Genomic DNA, 17713 nt, shown 5'->3' with positions numbered 1-17713 from the left:
TCCCGAATGCGCAAACTCTCGCTCGCCCTCGCCCTCGCGCTGTCCGCCGCCGCCCCACTCGCGGCCCAGACACCGATCGCCCTCCCCGCCGCGCTCCAGCGCGCCGACTCCGTGGCCTATGCCAATCGCATGGCCCGCGGCGCCGCCGACGCGCAGCACGCCAGCGCCATCGCCCCGCTCCGCGGCATCCTCCCCAGCGTCCAGTTCGACGCCGGCTACCTCCAGACCACCGATCCCATCGGGGCCTTCGGCACCACCCTGCGCCAGCGCTCCACCACCCAGGCGGCCTTCGACCCCCACGCCCTCAACTTCCCCGCCGCCGTCCGCGACTACTCCGGCGACGTCACGGTGTCGCAACCCCTGTTCAACGCCGACGCCTGGGTGGGACGCCGCGCCGCCTCGCTCGCCGCGCAAGCCGCCGACGCCAGCGCCGAGTGGACCAGCCGCTCCGTGCGCGGCGACGTCGTGCGCGCCTACTTCGGCGCCGCCGTCGCCGCCGCGCAGGTCGTGGCCCTCGATTCCGCCGCCGCCGCCGCGCACGCCCACGTCCGCGCCGCCCAATCCATGGAACGCAACGGCATGGTCACCCGCTCCGACGTGCTCCTCGCCTCGGTGCGCGCCAATGAACTCGACGCGCAACGCGCCGCCGCCGAGGGCAACGTGCTCCTCGCCCGCCGCCAACTCGGCACCCTGCTCGCCATGCCCGGCCAGGCCGTCACCGTGGACGCCCGGATTCCCAGCGCCCAGACCCTGCGCGACGCAGCCGCCCCCGATACCGCCAACGCCGGCGCCGCCAGTCGGGCCGACCTCCGCGCCGCCACCCTCGGCGCCGACGCCGCCGGCGCCGATGCGCGCCGCGCCCGCGCCGCGTATCTGCCGCGCCTCAATGCCTTCGGCCGCTACGACTGGCACTCGCTGTCGCATCCCTACGATGGGTTGCCCAGCTGGACGGCCGGCGTGATGGTGTCCTGGTCGCCGTTCAGTGGCGGCGGCACCCTCTCCGACGTCCGGCACGCCGCCGCCCAACGCGCCGTGGCCAACGCCGCCGCCGATGCCGCCAACGCCAATGCGCAGCTCGAAGAAGCCCAGACGCGCACCGAACTCGTCGTGGCGCTGCAGCGCATGGACCTCGCCGAGCTGGCAGCGGCGCAGGCCGTGGAAGCGCACCGCCTCGTCACCCGAAAGTACGAAGGCGGGCTGGCCACGATCGTCGAGCTGCTCGACGCCGCGGCCGCCCAGGCCAGGACCGCCGTGGAGCTGTCGGCGGCCCGCTATGCCGTGATCGCCGCGGACGCCGCGCGCCGCCAGGCGCTGGGGCGCGACCCCGGTTCCCTTGCCGACCTCGACGCCCCCGCGTCGCCCACGACTCGCTGACATGCAGAGGACTCACCTGATGCACATTTCGTTCGCTCGCGCGATGGCCACCGGCGGCCTCCTCGTCGCCGCGGCCTGCTCCGGCCCCGCCCCGCAGCATACCGCGGCCAGAACCGCGCCCGCCGCCGGCACCGCGTATGTGGTGGCCGATTCGACCATCCAATCGGTGCTCGACGCCGCCGGCACCGCGCAGCCGTTCACCGAAGCCACGCTGTCCACCAAGCTCATGGGCACGGTCACCGACGTCCTCGTGCACGAGGGCGACGTCGTGGCCGCCGGCCAGCCGCTGGTGCACATCGACGCCCGCGACCTCGTGGCCCGCGACGCGCAGGTCCGGGCCGCGATCGCCAGCGCCGAGGCCATGCAGCACGATGCCCAGACGCAGGCCGCGCGCATCCGCGCCCTCTACGCCGATAGCGCCGCCACGCGCGCCCAGCTCGACGCCGTGGAGACGGGACTGGCCCGCGCCAACGCCGGCGTGGCCGCCGCCAACGCCAGCGCCCGCGAACTCGACGCCACCCGTGCTTACGCCGACGTGCGCGCCCCGTTCGCCGGCATCGTCACCCAGCGGTTCGTCGATCCCGGCGCCTTCGCCGCGCCCGGCGCGCCGCTCGTGACCGTGCAGAACACATCGCGCCTGCGCGTGAGCGTGAACGCCGCGCCCGAGGACGTTCGCGGACTCAAGCGCGGGGCGCGCGTGCAGGCCACGATCGAGGACACCACCGTCACCGCCACCGTCGAAGGCGTGGTGCCGGCCGCCGGCAACGTCTACACGGTCAACGCCATCGTCGACAATCCGCGCCACCGGCTCACCGCCGGCGGCGCCGCGTCGATCGCCATTCCGCAGGGACGCCGCACGGCCGTGCTCGTGCCGCTCGCCGCGATCAGGCGCGAGGGCGACCTCACCGGCGTCATCGTGCGTGAGGCCACGGGCGACGCGCTGCGCTGGGTGCGCCTGGGCGCCGTGCGGGGCGCGTTCGTCGAGGTGACGAGCGGACTGCGCGCCGGCACGACGATCGTCGTCGCGCCGACCACGGCCGGGGGAGCCTGAGCATGGGTATCGCCGGTCGCATCGCGCGCGCCTTCCTGCACTCCAAGCTCACGCCGCTGATCGCCGTGGCGTCGCTGATCCTCGGCGCCATCGGCATCATCGCCACGCCGCGCGAGGAGGAGCCGCAGATCTCCGTTCCGATGATCGACGTCATCTCCACCATGCCCGGCGCCTCGCCGACCGAAGTGGAGAACCTCGTCAGCCGCCCCATCGAGCGGCGGATGTGGGAGATCCCGGGCGTGGACTACGTGTACAGCACGTCCACCGAAGGCATGTCGCTGGTCACGGTGCGGTTCAAGGTGGGCGAGAACCAGGAGACGAGCGTCTCCAAGGTGCACGCCAAGCTGTTCGCCGACGCCGACCAGGCGCCGCCGGGCGTCTCGCCGCCGCTGATCAAGCCCCACTCCATCGACGACGTGCCGGTGCTCACGCTCACCCTGCACGGCGGCGGCTACGGCTCCAACGAGCTGCGCCAGATGGCGCTGCATCTCGAGGCCGAGATCCGCACCGTGCCCGACGTGGCGCAGACCTTCGTCGTCGGCGGCGAACCCAAGCAGATGCGCGTCACCATCGATCCGGTGCGCCTCGCCGCGAGCGGCGTGACGCCCGGCGAGGTCTCGATGGCGCTGGGCGGCGCCAACGCCCGGCTCCAGGCCGGCGAGTTCACGGCCGACGATTCGGTGTTCCGCGTGGACGTCGGCGCGCCGCTCGTGACGCCGGCCGACGTGGGCAGCGTCGTCGTGACCACCCGCGGCGGACACCCGATCTACCTGCGCGACGTGGCCGACGTCCAGGAAGGCTTCGCCGAACGCACCAACTACGTGTCGCACGCGGCCCGCGACAGCACGCCGGAGAGCGCGGTCACGATCGCCGTCTCCAAGCGCCACGGCTCCAACGCCACGGTCATCACGCGCGCCGTGATCGACCGCGTGAACGCCACGCGCGGCCGCGTCCTGCCGGCGGGCGTCGCCGTGGACGTGACGCGCGACTACGGCCAGACGGCCGGCGAGAAGGCGCGCGAATTGATGATGCACCTGGCGCTGGCCACGCTGTCGGTGACGCTGCTCATCGGCCTCGTGCTCGGCTGGCGCGAAGCGCTCGTCGTGCTGATCGCCGTGCCGGTCACGCTCGCCCTCACGCTGTTCGCGTACTACGCGCTGGGCTACACGCTCAACCGCATCACGCTGTTCGCGCTGATCTTCTCCATCGGCATCCTCGTCGACGACGCGATCGTGGTCGTGGAGAACATCTACCGCCACCTGCGGCTGGGCGATCGCCCCCCCGACGTGGCGGCGGTGGAGGCCGTCGACGAGGTGGGCAATCCGACCATCCTCGCCACGTTCACCGTCATCGCGGCCATCCTCCCGATGGCGTTCGTCTCCGGCATGATGGGCCCGTACATGCGTCCCATCCCGGTGGGCGCGTCGTTCGCCATGCTCGCCTCGCTCGGCGTGGCGTTCATCATCACGCCGTACGTCTCGTACCGGCTGCTCAAGGGCCACGTGGCCAAGACCACCGTGCCGCACGACGCGCTGCACGAGCCCGAAGAGGCCACCAAGCCGGCGCACTGGTACGCCCGCATCATGACGCCGCTCATCGAACGCACCCGCCTGCGCATGGCGTTCTACGCCGGCACGGTGCTGCTCCTGATCGGCTCGGTGGCCCTGCTGTTCATCGGCGCCGTGAAGGTGAAGATGCTGCCGTTCGACAACAAGAACGAATTCCAGGTGGTGCTCGACCTGCCCGCCGGCGCTTCGCTCGAGACGAGCGCGGCCGCCGCCGAACAGGTCGCGGCCTACGTCCGCCACGTGCCCGAGGTGGAGAGCGCCGAGGTGTACGCGGGCACGGCGGCGCCGTTCAACTTCAATGGGCTGGTGCGCCACTACTTCATGCGCCGCGGCGACAACGTGGCCGACGTGCAGGTGAATCTGGTCGGCAAGGGAGAGCGCAGCCGGCAGAGCCATGCGATCGCCGTGGCGGTACGCCCCGGCATCGACTCCATTGCCCAGCGGTATCACGCCTCGGCCAAGATCGCCGAGATCCCGCCCGGTCCGCCGGTGTTGGCCACGCTCGTGGCCGAGGTGTATGGCCCCAGCGACAGCGCGCGGCTCAAGACGGCCATCGACGTGCGCCACGTGTTCGAGACCACGCCCGGCGTGGTGGACGTGGACTGGACACTGCAGGCGCCGCAGGCCAAACGCGCCTTCCGCGTGGATCGCGCGCAGGCCGCCGAAGCCGGGGCGAGCGTGGACGAGATCACCCAGACGCTGGCCCTGGCCCTGTCGGGCGCGCCGGCCGGATTGATGGCCGAGCCCACGGCGCGCGAGGGCGTGGAGATCGTGCCGCGTCTTGCCCGCGACCGCCGGTCGTCGGTGGATGCGCTGCTGAGCATTCCGGTGGCCACGGCCCACGGGCCGCAGCCGTTGGCCCGGTTCGTGCACGTGGTGCCCGAGGTGCTGCAGTCGCAGCGCATGCGCAAGAATCTGCGGCCGGTGATCTACGTGACCGGCGACGTGGCGGGTGCCGTGGAAGCGCCGGTGTACGCCATCCTCAAGATGAACAAGGCGCTCGACACGCTGCGCGTGGATGGACAGCCCATCCACATCTACAACGCCGTGCAGCCGGCCACGCTGGACGAGACGGCGGTGAAGTGGGACGGGGAATGGCAGGTGACAATCGAGGTGTTCCGCGATCTGGGCCTGGCGTTCGCCGTCGTGCTGATCCTGATCTACGTCCTCGTGGTGGGCTGGTTCCAGTCGTTCACGGTGCCGCTGGTGATCATGGCGCCCATTCCGCTCACGCTCATCGGCATCCTGCCGGGGCACGCGCTCACGGGGGCGTTCTTCACCGCCACCTCGATGATCGGGATGATCGCGCTGGCGGGCATCATCGTGCGCAATTCCATCCTGCTCGTGGACTTCATCCAACTGGCCGAGGACCGCGGGCGCTCGCTGCGTGAAGCGGTGATCGAAGCCGGCGCGGTGCGGTTCCGGCCCATCGCGCTCACCGCGGCCGCGGTGGTGGTGGGCGGGATCGTGATGGTGCTCGATCCGATCTTCCAGGGGCTCGCGGTGGCGCTGATGAGCGGCGCCGTGGTGGCCACGCTGCTGACGATGGTGGTGGTGCCGTTGTTGTACTGGGAACTTCGCTCGCGCCAGGAGGCGCACGCCAAGTGAAGACCATTTTCATTATCCATGCGGGCGCCGATGAGCACCGCATCCCTCAACTGCTGGAGAAGCACGGGGCCCGCGGCTACACGCAGATCGGCCGCGGCATCGGCGCCGGATCCACCGGACGGCTGGAGGGCACGCGGGCCTGGCCCGGCCACGCCACCCTCTGGCTCACGATCACGCCGGAGGACCAGGCCGCGATCCTGGTGGCCGCGCTGGCCGACATGAAAGCCCACCTCGAGCCGGGCGAGCACCTGCACGCCTCCGTGATGCAGACCGAGTCGTTCATCTGACCGCGCCGCCGGGCCCCGTCCGGGGCCCGGCCCGGCGCACCCTACGTGGAGATTTCGATGTGTGATGACATGGTGATCCGCCGGTTTGCCGGCGTCTTCGTGATGGCCTCGGTGGCCCTGGGGTGGTGGGTGTCGCCCTGGTGGCTCCTGTTCACGGCCTTCGTGGGCTTCAACCTGCTCCAATCCAGTTTCACGAAGTTCTGCCCCCTGGAGCGCGTCCTGGGGCGGTTTGGCCTGGCCGGTTGTACCCGGCCTTAGCACCGTGGGGTTGATCGTGGACGTACTTCCAGTGCATGATCAACCATATCCGCGGATGGTCAACTCACACCGGCCACACTGTCCTCACATGAGCAACGCCAAGATGACCCCGGAACTGCTCGCACTCATTGCCGACCGCTTCAAGGTGTTGGCGGAGCCGGCGCGATTGCAGATCCTACAGGCCCTACGCGCTGGCGAACGCTCGGTGAGCGACCTGGCCCACGACACGGGACTCGGACAGGCCAATCTGTCCAAGCACCTCCGGAGCCTCCACGACGGCGGGTTCGTTGACCGCCATCGCGACGGGCTGTACGTGATCTACCGGCTGTCGGACAACGATGTGTTCCGCATCTGCGACCTGATGTGCGGCCGGCTCGAAGAGATGAGCACGCAGCGACGGAAGTTACTGGCGCGACGGTAGGCCCATGGAGAATGCGGAGATCGCCCGCCTCTTCCGCGAGATGGCGGAGCTGCTCGAGATCGAGGGGGCGAACGCATTCCGCATCCGGGCCTACCGCAACGCCGCGCGGGTGGTGGAGGAGCACGCCGAACCGATCGCGGCGTTGGTGGCGCACGATGGCGCGCGCCTGCAGGAACTGCCCGGCATCGGCCCCGACCTGGCCGCCAAGATCCAGGAGATCGCGCGCACGGGCTCCTTTGCGGCACTCAAGGATGCCCGGCACGCCGCGCCGCGCGGCGCCGTGGAGTTGATGCGGGTACCGGGGATCGGACCCAGCCGCGCTCGCATGTTGGCCCAGACGCTCGGCATCCGCTCGGCCGCCGGCCTCGCCCGTGCCGCCAGGGCCGGCAGGATCCGCGCCCTCCCCGGCTTCGGCCCCGCCACCGAACTGAAGATCCTCGCCGAACTGTCGGCGCGCGCCGGCACCGAGTCACGCCTCCCGCGCGCCGTGGCCGCCCAGTACGGCGAGTCCATGCTGGCCTACCTCCGCGAATTCAGAGGGGTGAAGCGGGCCGACATCGCGGGCAGCTTCCGCCGCGGGCGCGAGACGGTGGGCGATCTGGACATTCTCGTGGAATGCGCCAACGGTCAGGCCGTCTCCGATCACTTCGTGGCCTACCCCGAAGTGCGCGAGGTGCTGGCCCAGGGCGCCACGCGCGCCTCGGTGGTGCTCAACTCGGGGCTGCAGATCGACCTCCGCGTGCTCGACGCCAGGTCGTACGGCGCCGGCCTGTACTACTTCACCGGCTCCAAAGCGCACAACATCGCCGTGCGCCGCATGGGCCAGAAGCGCGGGCTCAAGATCAACGAGTACGGCGTGTTCCGCGGCGCGCGCCAGACCGGCGGCAGGCACGAGCTCGACGTGTTCCGGGCCGTGGGCCTGCCCTGGATTCCGCCGGAGTTGCGCGAGGATCGCGGCGAGATCGAGGCCGCTCGGCAGAAATCGCTCCCGCGCCTCGTCGAACTCGGCGACATCCGCGGCGATCTTCAGATGCACAGCACCGACAGCGATGGACGCGGCTCCCTGGAGGAGATGGCCGAGGCGGCCCAGGCGATGGGCTACGAATACATCGCCATCACCGACCACGGCCCCATGCTGCGCATGGTCCGCGGGCTCGACGACGCCGGCTTCCGCCGCCAGCGCAAGAAGATCGACAAGCTCAACGCCAGGCTCAACAAGCTCACCGTGCTGGCCGGCGCCGAGGTGGACATCCACGCCGACGGCACGCTCGACCTCCGCGCCGACACGCTCTCGGCCCTCGACATCGTGTTCGTGGCGCTGCATGCCAAGCTCGACCTCGACCCGGCCAAGCAGACCGAGCGCGTGCTCAAGGCGCTCACCCATCCGTCGGTGGATGTGTTCGCGCACCCTACGGGGCGGCTGATCAACGGCCGGCGCGGTGCGCGGTTCGACTTCGATCGCGTGGCCCAGGCCTGCCGCGATCACGGCGTCATGCTCGAGGTGGACGCGCAACCGGAACGGCTGGACCTCGACGACTCCGCGGTGCGCTCGGCCATCGGCGCGGGCGCCATGATCATCGTCGATACCGACGCCCACTCGCCCAACGAGCTGCGGTTCATGCGCTGGGGCGTGGATCAGGCACGGCGGGGCTGGGCGGAGAAGTCCGACGTGGCCAACACGCGGTCCCTCTCGCGGTTCGTGAAGCTGCTGCACGCCGCCCGCTGAGCACCGCCGGCCCCGATTCAGCGCGCCCGCGGCGTCGCCCCCGCGCGCCTGACCAGCGCCAGGAATTCGCGTTCGGTCATCTCGCGAATGCCGGAGCGCCGGGCCCGCTCCAGCTTCTCCCCCGGCCGATCCCCCACCACCACGAAGTCCACGTCCGGCCCCACGGTCTCACCCACCCGGCCGCCGATCGCCTCCACCAGCGCCTTCGCCTCGGGCCGCGCGAGCGACGACAGGCCGCCGGTGAACACCACGCGCTTGCCCGAGAGCACGCCGCCCCGGGGGCGCTCGGCGGTCACCCGCACGCCGGCCGCGAGCAACGCCGCGATGGTGCGACGATTGCGCGGATCAGCCAGGAACGCGCGCACGGCGGCCGCGCGCACGGCGCCCAACCGCGGCGTGCGCAGGAGCTCGGCGGTGGTCGCGCGGCGCAGCGCCGGCAGCGTGCCGAACTGCTCGGCCAGATCGCGGGCCACCGTGCTCCCCACGCCCGGGATGCCCAACGCGTACAGGAAGCGGTGCAGTTCCAGCGCGCGCGCGTTCCGGATCTCATCCACGAGCGCCTGCGCCGATTTGGCGGCGAACCCGTCCAGCAATTCCAGATCGCCGGCGCGGAGCCGGAACAGATCGGGCAGCGCGCGCACCAGGCCGTGCTCCACCAGCGCGTTGGCCGTCTCCTCGCCGACGCCCTGCACGTCGAGCGCGCCCTCCGAGGCGAAATGCTGCAGCGAGCGCTTGAGCTGCGCCGGACACCCGAAGCGGTTGGGGCACCAGGTCATCGGCCCCTCCGACACCACCCGCGCCCGGCAGGCCGGACAGCGCGCCGGCATCCGGAACGCCGCGTGGCGCGTGCCGCGGCGTGACGGCAGCCGCTCCACGATCTCGGGAATCACGTCGCCCGCCCGATACAGGCGCACCATATCGCCCACCCGGATGTCGCGCCGCTTCACCTCCGACGCATTGTGCAGCGTGGCCCGTGATACGGTCACGCCGCCCACGTCCACCGGGCGCAGGAGCGCCACGGGCGTGAGCAGGCCCGTGCGCCCCACCTGCACCGTGATGTCCTCCACGCGCGTGATCTCCACGCGCGGCGCGAACTTGTAAGCCAGCGCCCAGCGCGGGTGATGGCCCGTGGCGCCAAGGCGGCGCCGCGCCGCCAGGTCGTCCACCTTGATCACGATGCCGTCGATCTCGTACCCCAGCCGGTCGCGGCGCGCCGCCATCGCCGCGTGATAGCGCTCGATGTCGGCCGCGCTCCGGGCCACCTCGGTGTACTCGGTGGTGCGCAGCCCCCAGGCGCGCAACGCCTGCAACGCGTCCTCGTCGCGCGCCAACGCCACGCCGTCCACGGCCATGATCTCGTAGGTCACGATGCGCAGCGGACGCTCGGCGGTGATCCGCGCGTCGAGCTGGCGCAGCGACCCCGCCGCCGCGTTGCGCGGATTGGCGAACGGCTCCTCGCCCCGCTGCACGAGCCGCTTGTTCAGACGCTCGAAGCCGCGCAACCCCATCATCACCTCGCCGCGCACCACCAGCACGCGAGGCGCCGGCCGCTCGCTCGCCCGCAGCGTGAGCGGCACCGACGGGATGGTGCGCACGTTGGCGGTCACCGCGTCGCCCTGGATGCCGGTGCCGCGGGTCACGGCGCGCACCAGCCGCCCACGCTCGTACACCAGCTCCATCGACGCGCCGTCGAGCTTGGGCTCGAGCAGATAGCGCACCGACGGGCCCACGAGCTTGCGTATGCGGGCATCGAACCGCGCCACCTCGCCGGCGTCGCGCGTGGAGTCCAGGCTCAGCATCGGCGCCGCATGGCGCTGCGTCTCGAACTTGCCGCTCGGCCGCCCCGCCACGCGCTGCGTGGGCGAGTCGGGGGTGACCAGCGCCGGATCGCGAGCTTCCAGCGCGCGCAGGCGACGGACCAGCGCGTCGTACGCGGCGTCGGAGACGCGCGGCTTGTCGCGCACGTAATACAGGTAGTCGTGCCGGCGAATCTCCTCGCGGAGCCGCTCGGCCAATGCGCGGTCGCGGCGCGCTCGATCGATCACGTCCGCCTCACCCGGGTGGGGTCATCCGGTAATCTGAGCCGCTGCCCCCGCCGCCGCGAGTTCCCGAGCCGCGCGCCATGCCGTCGTGTCGGGCATCACCGGGCATCGGTTGGGTGAGACGCCCGGCAGTTCGGACGCCCTATCCCCCGCAACTATCCGAGGCACGCACCGCCGCCGCTCCCGCCATGGAGCGGAGACGACGCTCGCACGCGCTCGAGGCCTCGCGCGCGTCACGTTCCGCGTCGCGCGGAGGCGCCGATGCGCACCGACCCTAGACCGCCCGGTCCAGGGGCCGCTGGACCGCCCTGGCACACGCGCCCGGCGGCCGACGTCGAGCGCGCCCTCCGCTCGGGCCCGCGCGGGCTGTCGCCGCGCGAGGCCGCCGCGCGCCTGGCGGCGCTCGGGCCCAATCGCATCGAGGACGAGCCAGAGACCCCGTGGTGGATGCTGCTGCTCCGGCAGTTGCACGATCCGCTCATCTACATCCTGCTGGCCGCGGCAGGCGTGAGCGTGGTGCTGCGCGATGACAGCGACGCGATCGTGATTCTCGCGGTGGTGATCCTGAACTCGCTGATCGGGTTCACGCAGGAGTATCGCGCCCGCAAGGCGATGCGCGCCCTGGCGCGGCTTACGTCGCCGCTCGCCGTGGTCGTGCGCGACGGCGCGCAGCGCGCGGTGCCGAGCCCGGCGCTCGTGGTGGGCGATCTGGTCGTGCTGGCCTCCGGAGCCCGCGTGCCCGCCGACCTGCGCCTCGTGCAGGCCCAGCACCTCGCCGTCGACGAATCCCTGCTCACCGGCGAATCGGTGCCCGTGGAGAAGCGCACCGATCCGCTGCCCGACATGACGTTGCTCGCGGGCGACCAGCTCAACATGGCATTCACTGGCACGGCCGTGGCGCGCGGCAGGGGCCGCGGCCTGGTGGTGCGCACCGGCGCCGATACGCAACTAGGCCGCATCGCGCAGACCGTGCGCGCCACCGAACCCGTCCCCACGCCGCTCCAGGAGTCGTTCGCGCAATTCGGCCGCCGCGTGGGACTGGTGATTCTCGCGCTGGCCGCGCTCGTGCTCCTCATCGGCCTGGCCCGGTCCATGGCGCCCGCCGACGTCTTCCTCACCGCGGTGGCGATGGCTGTCTCGGCCATCCCCGAGGGACTGCCCGTGGTGCTCACGGTGACGTTCGCGATTGGCGCGCGCCGCATGGCCCGCCGCCGCGCCATCGTGCGCGCGCTGCCCGCCGTGGAGACGCTGGGCAGCACCACGGTCATCGGCTCCGACAAGACGGGCACGCTCACCAGGAACGAGATGACCGTGCGCGCGCTCTGGGCGGGCGGCCGGCGCTACGAGATCTCGCCGGCCGGCCACGTCCAGCCGCCGGACCAACCGGCGCTCCTCGCCACACTGCGCATCGGCGTCCTGGCCAGCGAGGCGGATCCCGGCGCGGTGGACGGCGGGAGCGCCGATCCCATGGAGCGCGCGCTGCTCGCCGTGGCGGCGCGCCATGGCCTGTCTCCCGCCGATCTCCATCAACGGAACCCGGAACTGGACGTGCTGCCCTTCGAATCGGAGCGGCGATTCATGGTGTCGCTGCGCGGGAACGGCGCGGAAATGCTGGAACATCTCAAGGGCGCGCCCGAGGCGGTGTTCGCGCGGTGCACGCGCCAGCGCGCCGACGCCGGCGAGGAGCCGTTCGATCGCGCCGCCGCCGACGCGATGGCGCACCGGTTCGCCGCCGACGGCCTGCGCGTGCTCGCGATGGCGTACCGGCCCACGACGCATCCCGAGATCGTCCCCGACTCGCTGGCCCAGGGGTTCGTGTTCGCGGGACTCGTGGGTCTCGAAGACCCGCTGCGCCCCGACGCCGCCGCCGCCGTGCAGAGCGCGCGGACGGCTGGCATTCGCGTGTTGATGATCACCGGCGATCACGCCGACACCGCGCGCGTCATCGGGCGGCGCCTGGGCCTGGGCGACGCGGTGTTGAGCGGACGCGAATTGGACGGCATGATCGACGACGAGTTGATCCACGCCCTGGGCGAGGTGAACGTCTACGCCCGCGTGTCGCCGGAGCAGAAGTTGCGCCTCGTCCAGTGCCTCAAGGCGCGCGGCGACGTGGTGGCCGTCACCGGCGACGGCGTGAACGACGCCCCCGCGCTGCGCGCCGCGCACCTCGGCATCGCCATGGGCGCGAGCGGATCGGACGTGGCCCGCGAGGCGGCCGACATGGTCCTCGCCGACGACAACTTCGCGACCATCACCGCCGCTATCGAGCAGGGACGCGTGGTGTTCGCCAACGTTCGCAAGGCCACGTTCTTTCTCCTGTCCACGGCCGTGGCCGAGATCGCCGTCATCCTGGGCGCGATGGTCATGGGATGGCCGCTGCCGCTCCTCGCGGCGCAGATCCTCTGGATCAACCTCGTCACCGATAGCCTCGAGGTGATGGCCCTCGCGTTCGAGCGGGGAGAGCCCGCCCTGCTTACCCAGCCGCCGCGGCCGCGCGCCGAAGGCGCGCTCACGCCGGCCCTCTACCTCCGCCTGGGCGGCGTGGGACTCGTGCTCACGCTGGGCACGTTCGCCATGTTCTGGTGGACGCTGCACACCACGGGCAACCTCCCCATGGCCCGCACCGTGGCCCTCACGCAGATGGTCGTGTTCCAGTTCTACCACGTGTTCAACTGCCGCTCCCTGGACCGATCGGTGTTCAGCACGCCCGTATGGACCAACCCGTTCCTGGTGCTGAGCACGATCGCCGTGACGCTCGCCCACGTGGCGGCCATCTACACGCCGTTCCTGCAGCGCATGCTGCGCACCGTACCGCTCAGCGCGGCGCAGTGGGCGGCCATCCTGGGCGTGGGCCTCACGGTGATCGCCGCGGCCGAAGCGGACAAATGGGCGCGGCGCCGCCGCTAGGACGCCAGCACCGCCGCCAGATCGGCCAGCCCCTCCACCATCCGCACGCCCGCGAGCGTCAGGTCGGGTGAGATCGCGGCGGCGCCGGCCCCGCCCACGAAGATGCGCACCTCTCCCGGCAACAGGCCGCGGATCTCGGTCAGCTCCTGCATCACCTGGCGCCGGTCCGCCGGGTACACCACGCTCACCGCCACGGCCCGTGCCGCGGTGGCGAGCGCCGCCTCGGCGATGTCCTTGGCCGGGAGATCGCTGCCCAGGTAGGTCACGCGCCACCCTTCGGCGGTGGCCGTCGCCGCCACGAGCAGCGCCCCGATCTCGTGTCGCTCGCCGGCCATCGTGGCCACCACCACCCCCGGCGCGTCGGCGGCCACGCTCATCGTCTGCGTTATGGCGGTGACCACCCGCCGCACCATGGCCGTGGCCAGATGCTCCTGCGCCGCGGTCAGCCGCCCGGCGTGCCACTCGTCGCCCACCCGCCGCAGCAACGGCGCGACGATCGACTCCAGGAATGGGCGCAGCCCGAGCACCGCCGAGGTGCGACGGAGCAGCCACTCCAGCCCCAGCGCGTCGAGACCGCGCACCAGCTCGAGCGCCTGGTCCACGTACTCGCCGGCGGCATGCGTGACGTCCGATTCCCGGCCGCCGGCGCGCGCGCGCCCGAGCGCGTCCTCCTCCACCATCCGCGCCAGCGCTGCCGTGGTCAGGTGCGCCACCTGGCCGATGCTCCGCCCGCGGAGCGTGGCCAGGCGCAGCAGCCTCAGACGCTCGATGTCCGCGTCGGAATAGAATCGTTGCCGGCCGCTGGTCCGGTCGGGATGCACGGCGCCATACCGACGCTCCCACACGCGCAGCACGTCGGTGGTGAGCCCGGTGCGTTCGGCCACCACGCCGATTGGGTGCCGACCCGCAGGCTGATCAGGGTGAGTCATCGGTCAAATGTCGCATATTGTCCAGCTATCGTCAATGAATTTATCTGGACAATTCATTGACAAGAAACGTCCATGCGCCGTATATTCTGGACACACACTGGACAGAGACGGATTCGATGCGCACAACCGATTCCATGCGGGGCCTCGCCGCCATCCCACTCCCCGCCGGCACCTTCCGGACATTGGTCGCCGCCATGAAGGCGGCGGACCTCTGGGGCGCGCTGCAGAGCCGGGGCCCGTTCACCCTCTTTGCTCCCACCGACGCCGCCTTTGCCAGGCTCCCCAAACGGGCGCTCGAAGCGCTGCTCGCCGACAAGACGCGACTGTCGCGCGTGCTCGGCTACCACGTGCTGCCGCGCACGGTGCTGGCGGCCCAGATGGTGGCGGCCGGCCGCTCGCGCGCGACCAGCCTGACCGGACAGGAGTTGGACATCGAAGCCCGCCACGGGCGGGTATACGTGAACGGCACCCGGGTGGTGCGGGCCGACATTCCGGCCTCCAACGGGGTGATCCACGTGATCGACGCCGTGGTGATGCCCAAGGCGTAAGTCGGTGGTCGGGGGTGGGGCCGCCGCGCCTCTTCCTATAGAATACGGGGGTGGGGGTTCTGGCTAACGACGCCGCCCCTACCCCCAGTCTTTTAGTCGGTGATTCCCCCACACGGGCTCGGGTGCTTGCTGATGGCGAGGCTGCGGGTCGAGCCTTAGCCTCAGCCTATCCCTGGTGGGCAATCAACGCATCCCGAACCCATGGCAACTGTTCAATCTGAGTTGGCGATCGAGGCCCATGGTGTGGCGCGCCGGTTCGGCGCGCGATGGGTGCTTCGGGGCATAACACTCGAGCTGAGACCCGGGGAGATCGTGGGGCTGCTGGGCTCCAACGGAAGCGGCAAGACCACGCTCCTCCGCATCTTCGGCACGCTGCTCAAGCCCAGCGCCGGCACCGCCCGCATCTACGGCCACGACATCGTGCGCGAGCCGAATGACGTGCGGGAAGACCTGGGATTCCTCGCCCACACGCCGGGACTGTACGACGATCTCACGGCGCGCGAGAATCTCCGCTTCGCCGCCGAGATGCTCGGGCAGCCGGTGGGCGCCAATCTGGATGCGGCGCTGGAGCGCGTGGGGCTCACCCACGTGACCAACGAACGCGTGCGCGGATTCTCGGCAGGCATGCAGCGCCGGCTGGCGCTGGCGCGGCTGCTGCTGCGCCGCCCACGGCTGCTGCTGCTCGACGAACCGTACAGCAACCTCGACTCGGCGGGCATCGCGCTCATGAATTCCATCATCGTCGAAGCCGGCCATGCGGGCGGCGGGGCGCTCGTGGTGCTCCACGAACTGGCGCCGGCGGCGGGAGTGCTCGACCGCACGATCACGATCGTGAACGGCCGCGTGGCCGAGTCCGCGCCGGCGCCCGCGCCGCGCGTGCGCATCGTGGCGGGAGCGGGCTGATGGCATTCCGCGACGACGTGCGGCGCATTCGCGCCATCGCCTGGAAGGATCTGACCACGGAGCGACGCTCCAAGGCCGGGTTCAACAGCGTGGCCGCTCTCGGGGTCACGATTCTGGTGCTGTTCGGGTTCGCGCTGGGCCCCGACGCGCAGGCCCTGCGCGAAGCGGCGCCCGGCGCCCTCTGGCTGTCGGCGCTGTTCGCCGGCGTGCTGGCGTTCAATCGCTCGTACCAGGTGGAGCTCGAGAGCGGCGCGCTGGATCAGCTGCTGCAGTATCCGGGCTCGCGCTGGGTGATCTACGTGGGCAAGCTGGCCGCCAACTCCATCTTCGTGGGGTTGATGCTGGTGATCGTGGTCACGGCCGGCATCGCGCTGTTCCAGATCCGGATCCCGGCCGCCTGGCCGTCGCTGATCGGCGTGCTGGTGCTGGGCGCGGTGGGGCTGGTGGTGCTCGGCACGTTCTACGCCGCGATGGCGAGCCGGAGCCGGGCCCGCGAGGTGTTGCTGCCGCTGCTGCTATTCCCGATGCTCGTCCCGGTGCTGCTGGCCGCGATGTCGGCGTCCAAGGCACTCCTGAACGGTGACATGATGCACGAGGCGGGCGCGTGGGTGAAGCTGCTCACGGCGTACGACGTGATCTTCCTGATCGCCACTCTACTCGCGTTCGAATACGTGATCGAGGTCTGAGGTTACCCTATGACCGCTGTCGCTCATCCCATCGACGTGCCCCGCTCCGGCCGCTGGACCCTGTTCGGCGTCGTGGCCTTCGCCGTCCTGATCTTCACGCAGGTGTTCGCTTTCGTCACCTCGCCGCCCGATGCCAACATGGGGCAGCTGGAGAAGATCATGTACGTCCACGTGCCGGCGGCGTGGATCATGTTCGTGTGTTTCGTGATCGTGATGGTGTACAGCCTCCGCTTCCTCTGGAAGGGGCGCGAGGAGGACGACCTGCTCGCGGCCGCCGCGGCCGAGGTGGGCGCTACATTCAATGGGCTCACGCTGGTCCTGGGCATGCTCTGGGGCAAGCCGGCATGGGGGGTCTGGTGGGCCTGGGACGCGCGGCTGACGTCCACGCTCGTGCTCTTTCTGGTGTTCGTGGGGTATCTGGCGCTGCGGGCGTTCGTGGACGATCCCCAGCGGCGCGGCCAGTGGAGCGCCGCGGTCGGCATCCTCGGCGCGATCAACGTGCCGATCGTGTGGATGTCGGTGACGTGGTGGCGCACGCTCCATCAGACGCCGTCGAGCGCGCAGACCATGGCGCCGGCGTATCTGGCGGGGTTGTGGACCAACGCCGTCGCGTTCCTGTTGATCATGATCTATTTCATTCGTCGACGGTATGAAGCAGCGTGCCTCATCCGGGCCGCGGAACACGCGGCGCAGGCGACGGCACTTGGAGGACTGGAGTGATGGTAGCATCCAACTGGGCATTCGTGACGGCATCGTACGTCATCACGTGGGTCGTGATCCTGGGCTATCTGCTGCACGTGCATCGGGCGGTCCAGCAGGCGCGCGCGGAGTACGAGCGGGTCACGGGACATCGGCCGGAAGCCGGAGGGGCGGCATGAGCAAGCGCAACTGGGGAATCCTCGCCGCGGTGGTGTTGGTGGCCACGTTCGGCTGGCTGCTCTACGGCGGCCTGAACAAGAACGTGGTGTTCTTCCTCACCCCCAAGGAGCTGCTGGCCAAGGGCGCCGACGGCTACGACATGCCGGTGCGGCTGGGCGGGATGGTCAAGCCGGGGTCGGTGAAGTGGGACGAGAAGACCATGCACCTGCAGTTCGAGGTCAGCGACGATTCGGGCACGGTGGCGGTGCACGAAGTGGGCGCGCCACCGCAGATGTTCCAGCCCGGGATGGGCGTCGTGGTCGAAGGGAAATTCGGCCGCGACAACGTGTTCCAGGCCACCAACCTGATGGTCAAGCACTCCAACGAGTATCATCCGCCCAAGCCGGGCGAGAAGCCGGAGGAGATGTACAAGACCCTGATCAAGGGATCCACGCCATGACCGGGCTTCTCGCGCATGACGCGCTGCTCGTGGCGATGGTGGCGGTGCTGTTCGGCGCCATCATCGGAACGCTGGGCATTCGCGGCC

General features: G+C 70.9%; 16 protein-coding genes. 14 read left to right on the top strand and 2 right to left on the bottom strand.

The window, feature by feature from the left end; all coding sequences use genetic code 11:
• The first annotated feature begins 6 nt into the window (after positions 1-6).
• The 7 genes from VNE60_10175 (at position 7) to polX (ending at position 8293) form a co-directional block, all read left to right on the top strand.
• Positions 7-1374 carry a TolC family protein gene (locus VNE60_10175; GenBank protein ID HVB31879.1) on the top strand — a complete coding sequence of 456 codons (1368 nt, stop codon included), beginning with the start codon at positions 7-9 and terminating at the stop codon, positions 1372-1374.
• Positions 1375-1393: 19 nt separating this feature from the next.
• On the top strand, positions 1394-2425 hold the full coding sequence (locus tag VNE60_10170; protein HVB31878.1) for an efflux RND transporter periplasmic adaptor subunit: 1032 nt from the start codon (positions 1394-1396) through the stop codon (positions 2423-2425).
• A 2-nt stretch (positions 2426-2427) separates the two neighbouring features.
• Positions 2428-5601 carry an efflux RND transporter permease subunit gene (locus VNE60_10165; GenBank protein ID HVB31877.1) on the top strand — a complete coding sequence of 1058 codons (3174 nt, stop codon included), beginning with the start codon at positions 2428-2430 and terminating at the stop codon, positions 5599-5601.
• Positions 5598-5888, top strand: a complete 291-nt coding sequence (locus VNE60_10160; protein ID HVB31876.1) for a hypothetical protein — start codon at positions 5598-5600, stop codon at positions 5886-5888. Before VNE60_10165 ends, VNE60_10160 begins: the two co-directional genes overlap by 4 nt.
• Positions 5889-5945: 57 nt before the next feature.
• Positions 5946-6146, top strand: coding sequence for a DUF2892 domain-containing protein (locus VNE60_10155; protein ID HVB31875.1), 201 nt, complete (start codon positions 5946-5948; stop codon positions 6144-6146).
• Positions 6147-6234: 88 nt separating this feature from the next.
• Positions 6235-6567 (top strand): metalloregulator ArsR/SmtB family transcription factor, encoded by a 333-nt coding sequence (locus VNE60_10150; GenBank protein ID HVB31874.1) that lies wholly within the window; start codon positions 6235-6237, stop codon positions 6565-6567.
• A gap of 4 nt (positions 6568-6571) precedes the next feature.
• Positions 6572-8293, top strand: coding sequence for a DNA polymerase/3'-5' exonuclease PolX (polX, locus tag VNE60_10145; protein ID HVB31873.1), 1722 nt, complete (start codon positions 6572-6574; stop codon positions 8291-8293).
• A gap of 17 nt (positions 8294-8310) precedes the next feature.
• Here polX and ligA read toward each other — a convergent pair whose 3' ends face one another.
• On the bottom strand, positions 8311-10338 hold the full coding sequence (ligA, locus tag VNE60_10140) for an NAD-dependent DNA ligase LigA (protein HVB31872.1): 2028 nt from the start codon (positions 10336-10338) through the stop codon (positions 8311-8313).
• A gap of 258 nt (positions 10339-10596) precedes the next feature.
• Between ligA and VNE60_10135 the strand changes: the two genes are divergently transcribed.
• Positions 10597-13242 carry an HAD-IC family P-type ATPase gene (locus tag VNE60_10135; protein ID HVB31871.1) on the top strand — a complete coding sequence of 882 codons (2646 nt, stop codon included), beginning with the start codon at positions 10597-10599 and terminating at the stop codon, positions 13240-13242.
• On the opposite strand, the gene VNE60_10130 is transcribed toward VNE60_10135, so the two are convergent.
• Positions 13239-14126, bottom strand: coding sequence for a cobalamin-dependent protein (locus VNE60_10130; GenBank protein ID HVB31870.1), 888 nt, complete (start codon positions 14124-14126; stop codon positions 13239-13241). The genes VNE60_10135 and VNE60_10130 overlap by 4 nt on opposite strands.
• A gap of 161 nt (positions 14127-14287) precedes the next feature.
• Here VNE60_10130 and VNE60_10125 point away from each other — a divergent pair, with 161 nt between their 5' ends.
• The 6 genes from VNE60_10125 to VNE60_10100 all read left to right on the top strand — a co-directional run bounded on the left by VNE60_10125 (position 14288) and on the right by VNE60_10100 (position 17626).
• The gene (locus VNE60_10125; protein ID HVB31869.1) at positions 14288-14719 is read left to right on the top strand and encodes a fasciclin domain-containing protein; all 432 of its coding nucleotides are present in this window, start codon (positions 14288-14290) and stop codon (positions 14717-14719) included.
• 201 nt (positions 14720-14920) lie between these two features.
• Positions 14921-15622, top strand: coding sequence for a heme ABC exporter ATP-binding protein CcmA (ccmA, locus tag VNE60_10120; GenBank protein HVB31868.1), 702 nt, complete (start codon positions 14921-14923; stop codon positions 15620-15622).
• Positions 15622-16308 carry a heme exporter protein CcmB gene (locus VNE60_10115; GenBank protein ID HVB31867.1) on the top strand — a complete coding sequence of 229 codons (687 nt, stop codon included), beginning with the start codon at positions 15622-15624 and terminating at the stop codon, positions 16306-16308. The genes ccmA and VNE60_10115 overlap by 1 nt, the downstream gene beginning before the upstream one ends.
• Positions 16309-16317: 9 nt before the next feature.
• Positions 16318-17028, top strand: coding sequence for a cytochrome c biogenesis protein CcsA (gene ccsA / locus VNE60_10110; GenBank protein ID HVB31866.1), 711 nt, complete (start codon positions 16318-16320; stop codon positions 17026-17028).
• Positions 17028-17186 (top strand): CcmD family protein, encoded by a 159-nt coding sequence (locus VNE60_10105; GenBank protein HVB31865.1) that lies wholly within the window; start codon positions 17028-17030, stop codon positions 17184-17186. Before ccsA ends, VNE60_10105 begins: the two co-directional genes overlap by 1 nt.
• Positions 17183-17626 carry a cytochrome c maturation protein CcmE gene (locus tag VNE60_10100; protein HVB31864.1) on the top strand — a complete coding sequence of 148 codons (444 nt, stop codon included), beginning with the start codon at positions 17183-17185 and terminating at the stop codon, positions 17624-17626. The genes VNE60_10105 and VNE60_10100 overlap by 4 nt, the downstream gene beginning before the upstream one ends.
• Positions 17627-17713 lie beyond the last annotated feature (87 nt).

It is taken from the genome of Gemmatimonadaceae bacterium, assembly GCA_035533755.1.
Taxonomy (GTDB): Bacteria; Gemmatimonadota; Gemmatimonadetes; order Gemmatimonadales; family Gemmatimonadaceae; genus JAGWRI01.
Note: the sequence above shows the minus strand (reverse complement) of the source record. Positions and strands in the feature narration are given on the sequence as shown.

What these genes read in the sequence shown, in the direction of transcription:
- VNE60_10125 (HVB31869.1), top strand. Translation starts at nt 14,288, where the DNA reads ATGCGCACAACCGATTCCATGCGGGGCCTCGCCGCCATCCCACTCCCC.
- ccmA (HVB31868.1), top strand. Translation starts at nt 14,921, where the DNA reads ATGGCAACTGTTCAATCTGAGTTGGCGATCGAGGCCCATGGTGTGGCG.
- VNE60_10165 (HVB31877.1), top strand. Translation starts at nt 2,428, where the DNA reads ATGGGTATCGCCGGTCGCATCGCGCGCGCCTTCCTGCACTCCAAGCTC.
- VNE60_10105 (HVB31865.1), top strand. Translation starts at nt 17,028, where the DNA reads ATGGTAGCATCCAACTGGGCATTCGTGACGGCATCGTACGTCATCACG.
- polX (HVB31873.1), top strand. Translation starts at nt 6,572, where the DNA reads ATGGAGAATGCGGAGATCGCCCGCCTCTTCCGCGAGATGGCGGAGCTG.
- VNE60_10100 (HVB31864.1), top strand. Translation starts at nt 17,183, where the DNA reads ATGAGCAAGCGCAACTGGGGAATCCTCGCCGCGGTGGTGTTGGTGGCC.
- ccsA (HVB31866.1), top strand. Translation starts at nt 16,318, where the DNA reads ATGACCGCTGTCGCTCATCCCATCGACGTGCCCCGCTCCGGCCGCTGG.
- VNE60_10115 (HVB31867.1), top strand. Translation starts at nt 15,622, where the DNA reads ATGGCATTCCGCGACGACGTGCGGCGCATTCGCGCCATCGCCTGGAAG.
- VNE60_10150 (HVB31874.1), top strand. Translation starts at nt 6,235, where the DNA reads ATGAGCAACGCCAAGATGACCCCGGAACTGCTCGCACTCATTGCCGAC.
- VNE60_10155 (HVB31875.1), top strand. Translation starts at nt 5,946, where the DNA reads ATGTGTGATGACATGGTGATCCGCCGGTTTGCCGGCGTCTTCGTGATG.
- VNE60_10135 (HVB31871.1), top strand. Translation starts at nt 10,597, where the DNA reads ATGCGCACCGACCCTAGACCGCCCGGTCCAGGGGCCGCTGGACCGCCC.
- VNE60_10175 (HVB31879.1), top strand. Translation starts at nt 7, where the DNA reads ATGCGCAAACTCTCGCTCGCCCTCGCCCTCGCGCTGTCCGCCGCCGCC.
- VNE60_10170 (HVB31878.1), top strand. Translation starts at nt 1,394, where the DNA reads ATGCACATTTCGTTCGCTCGCGCGATGGCCACCGGCGGCCTCCTCGTC.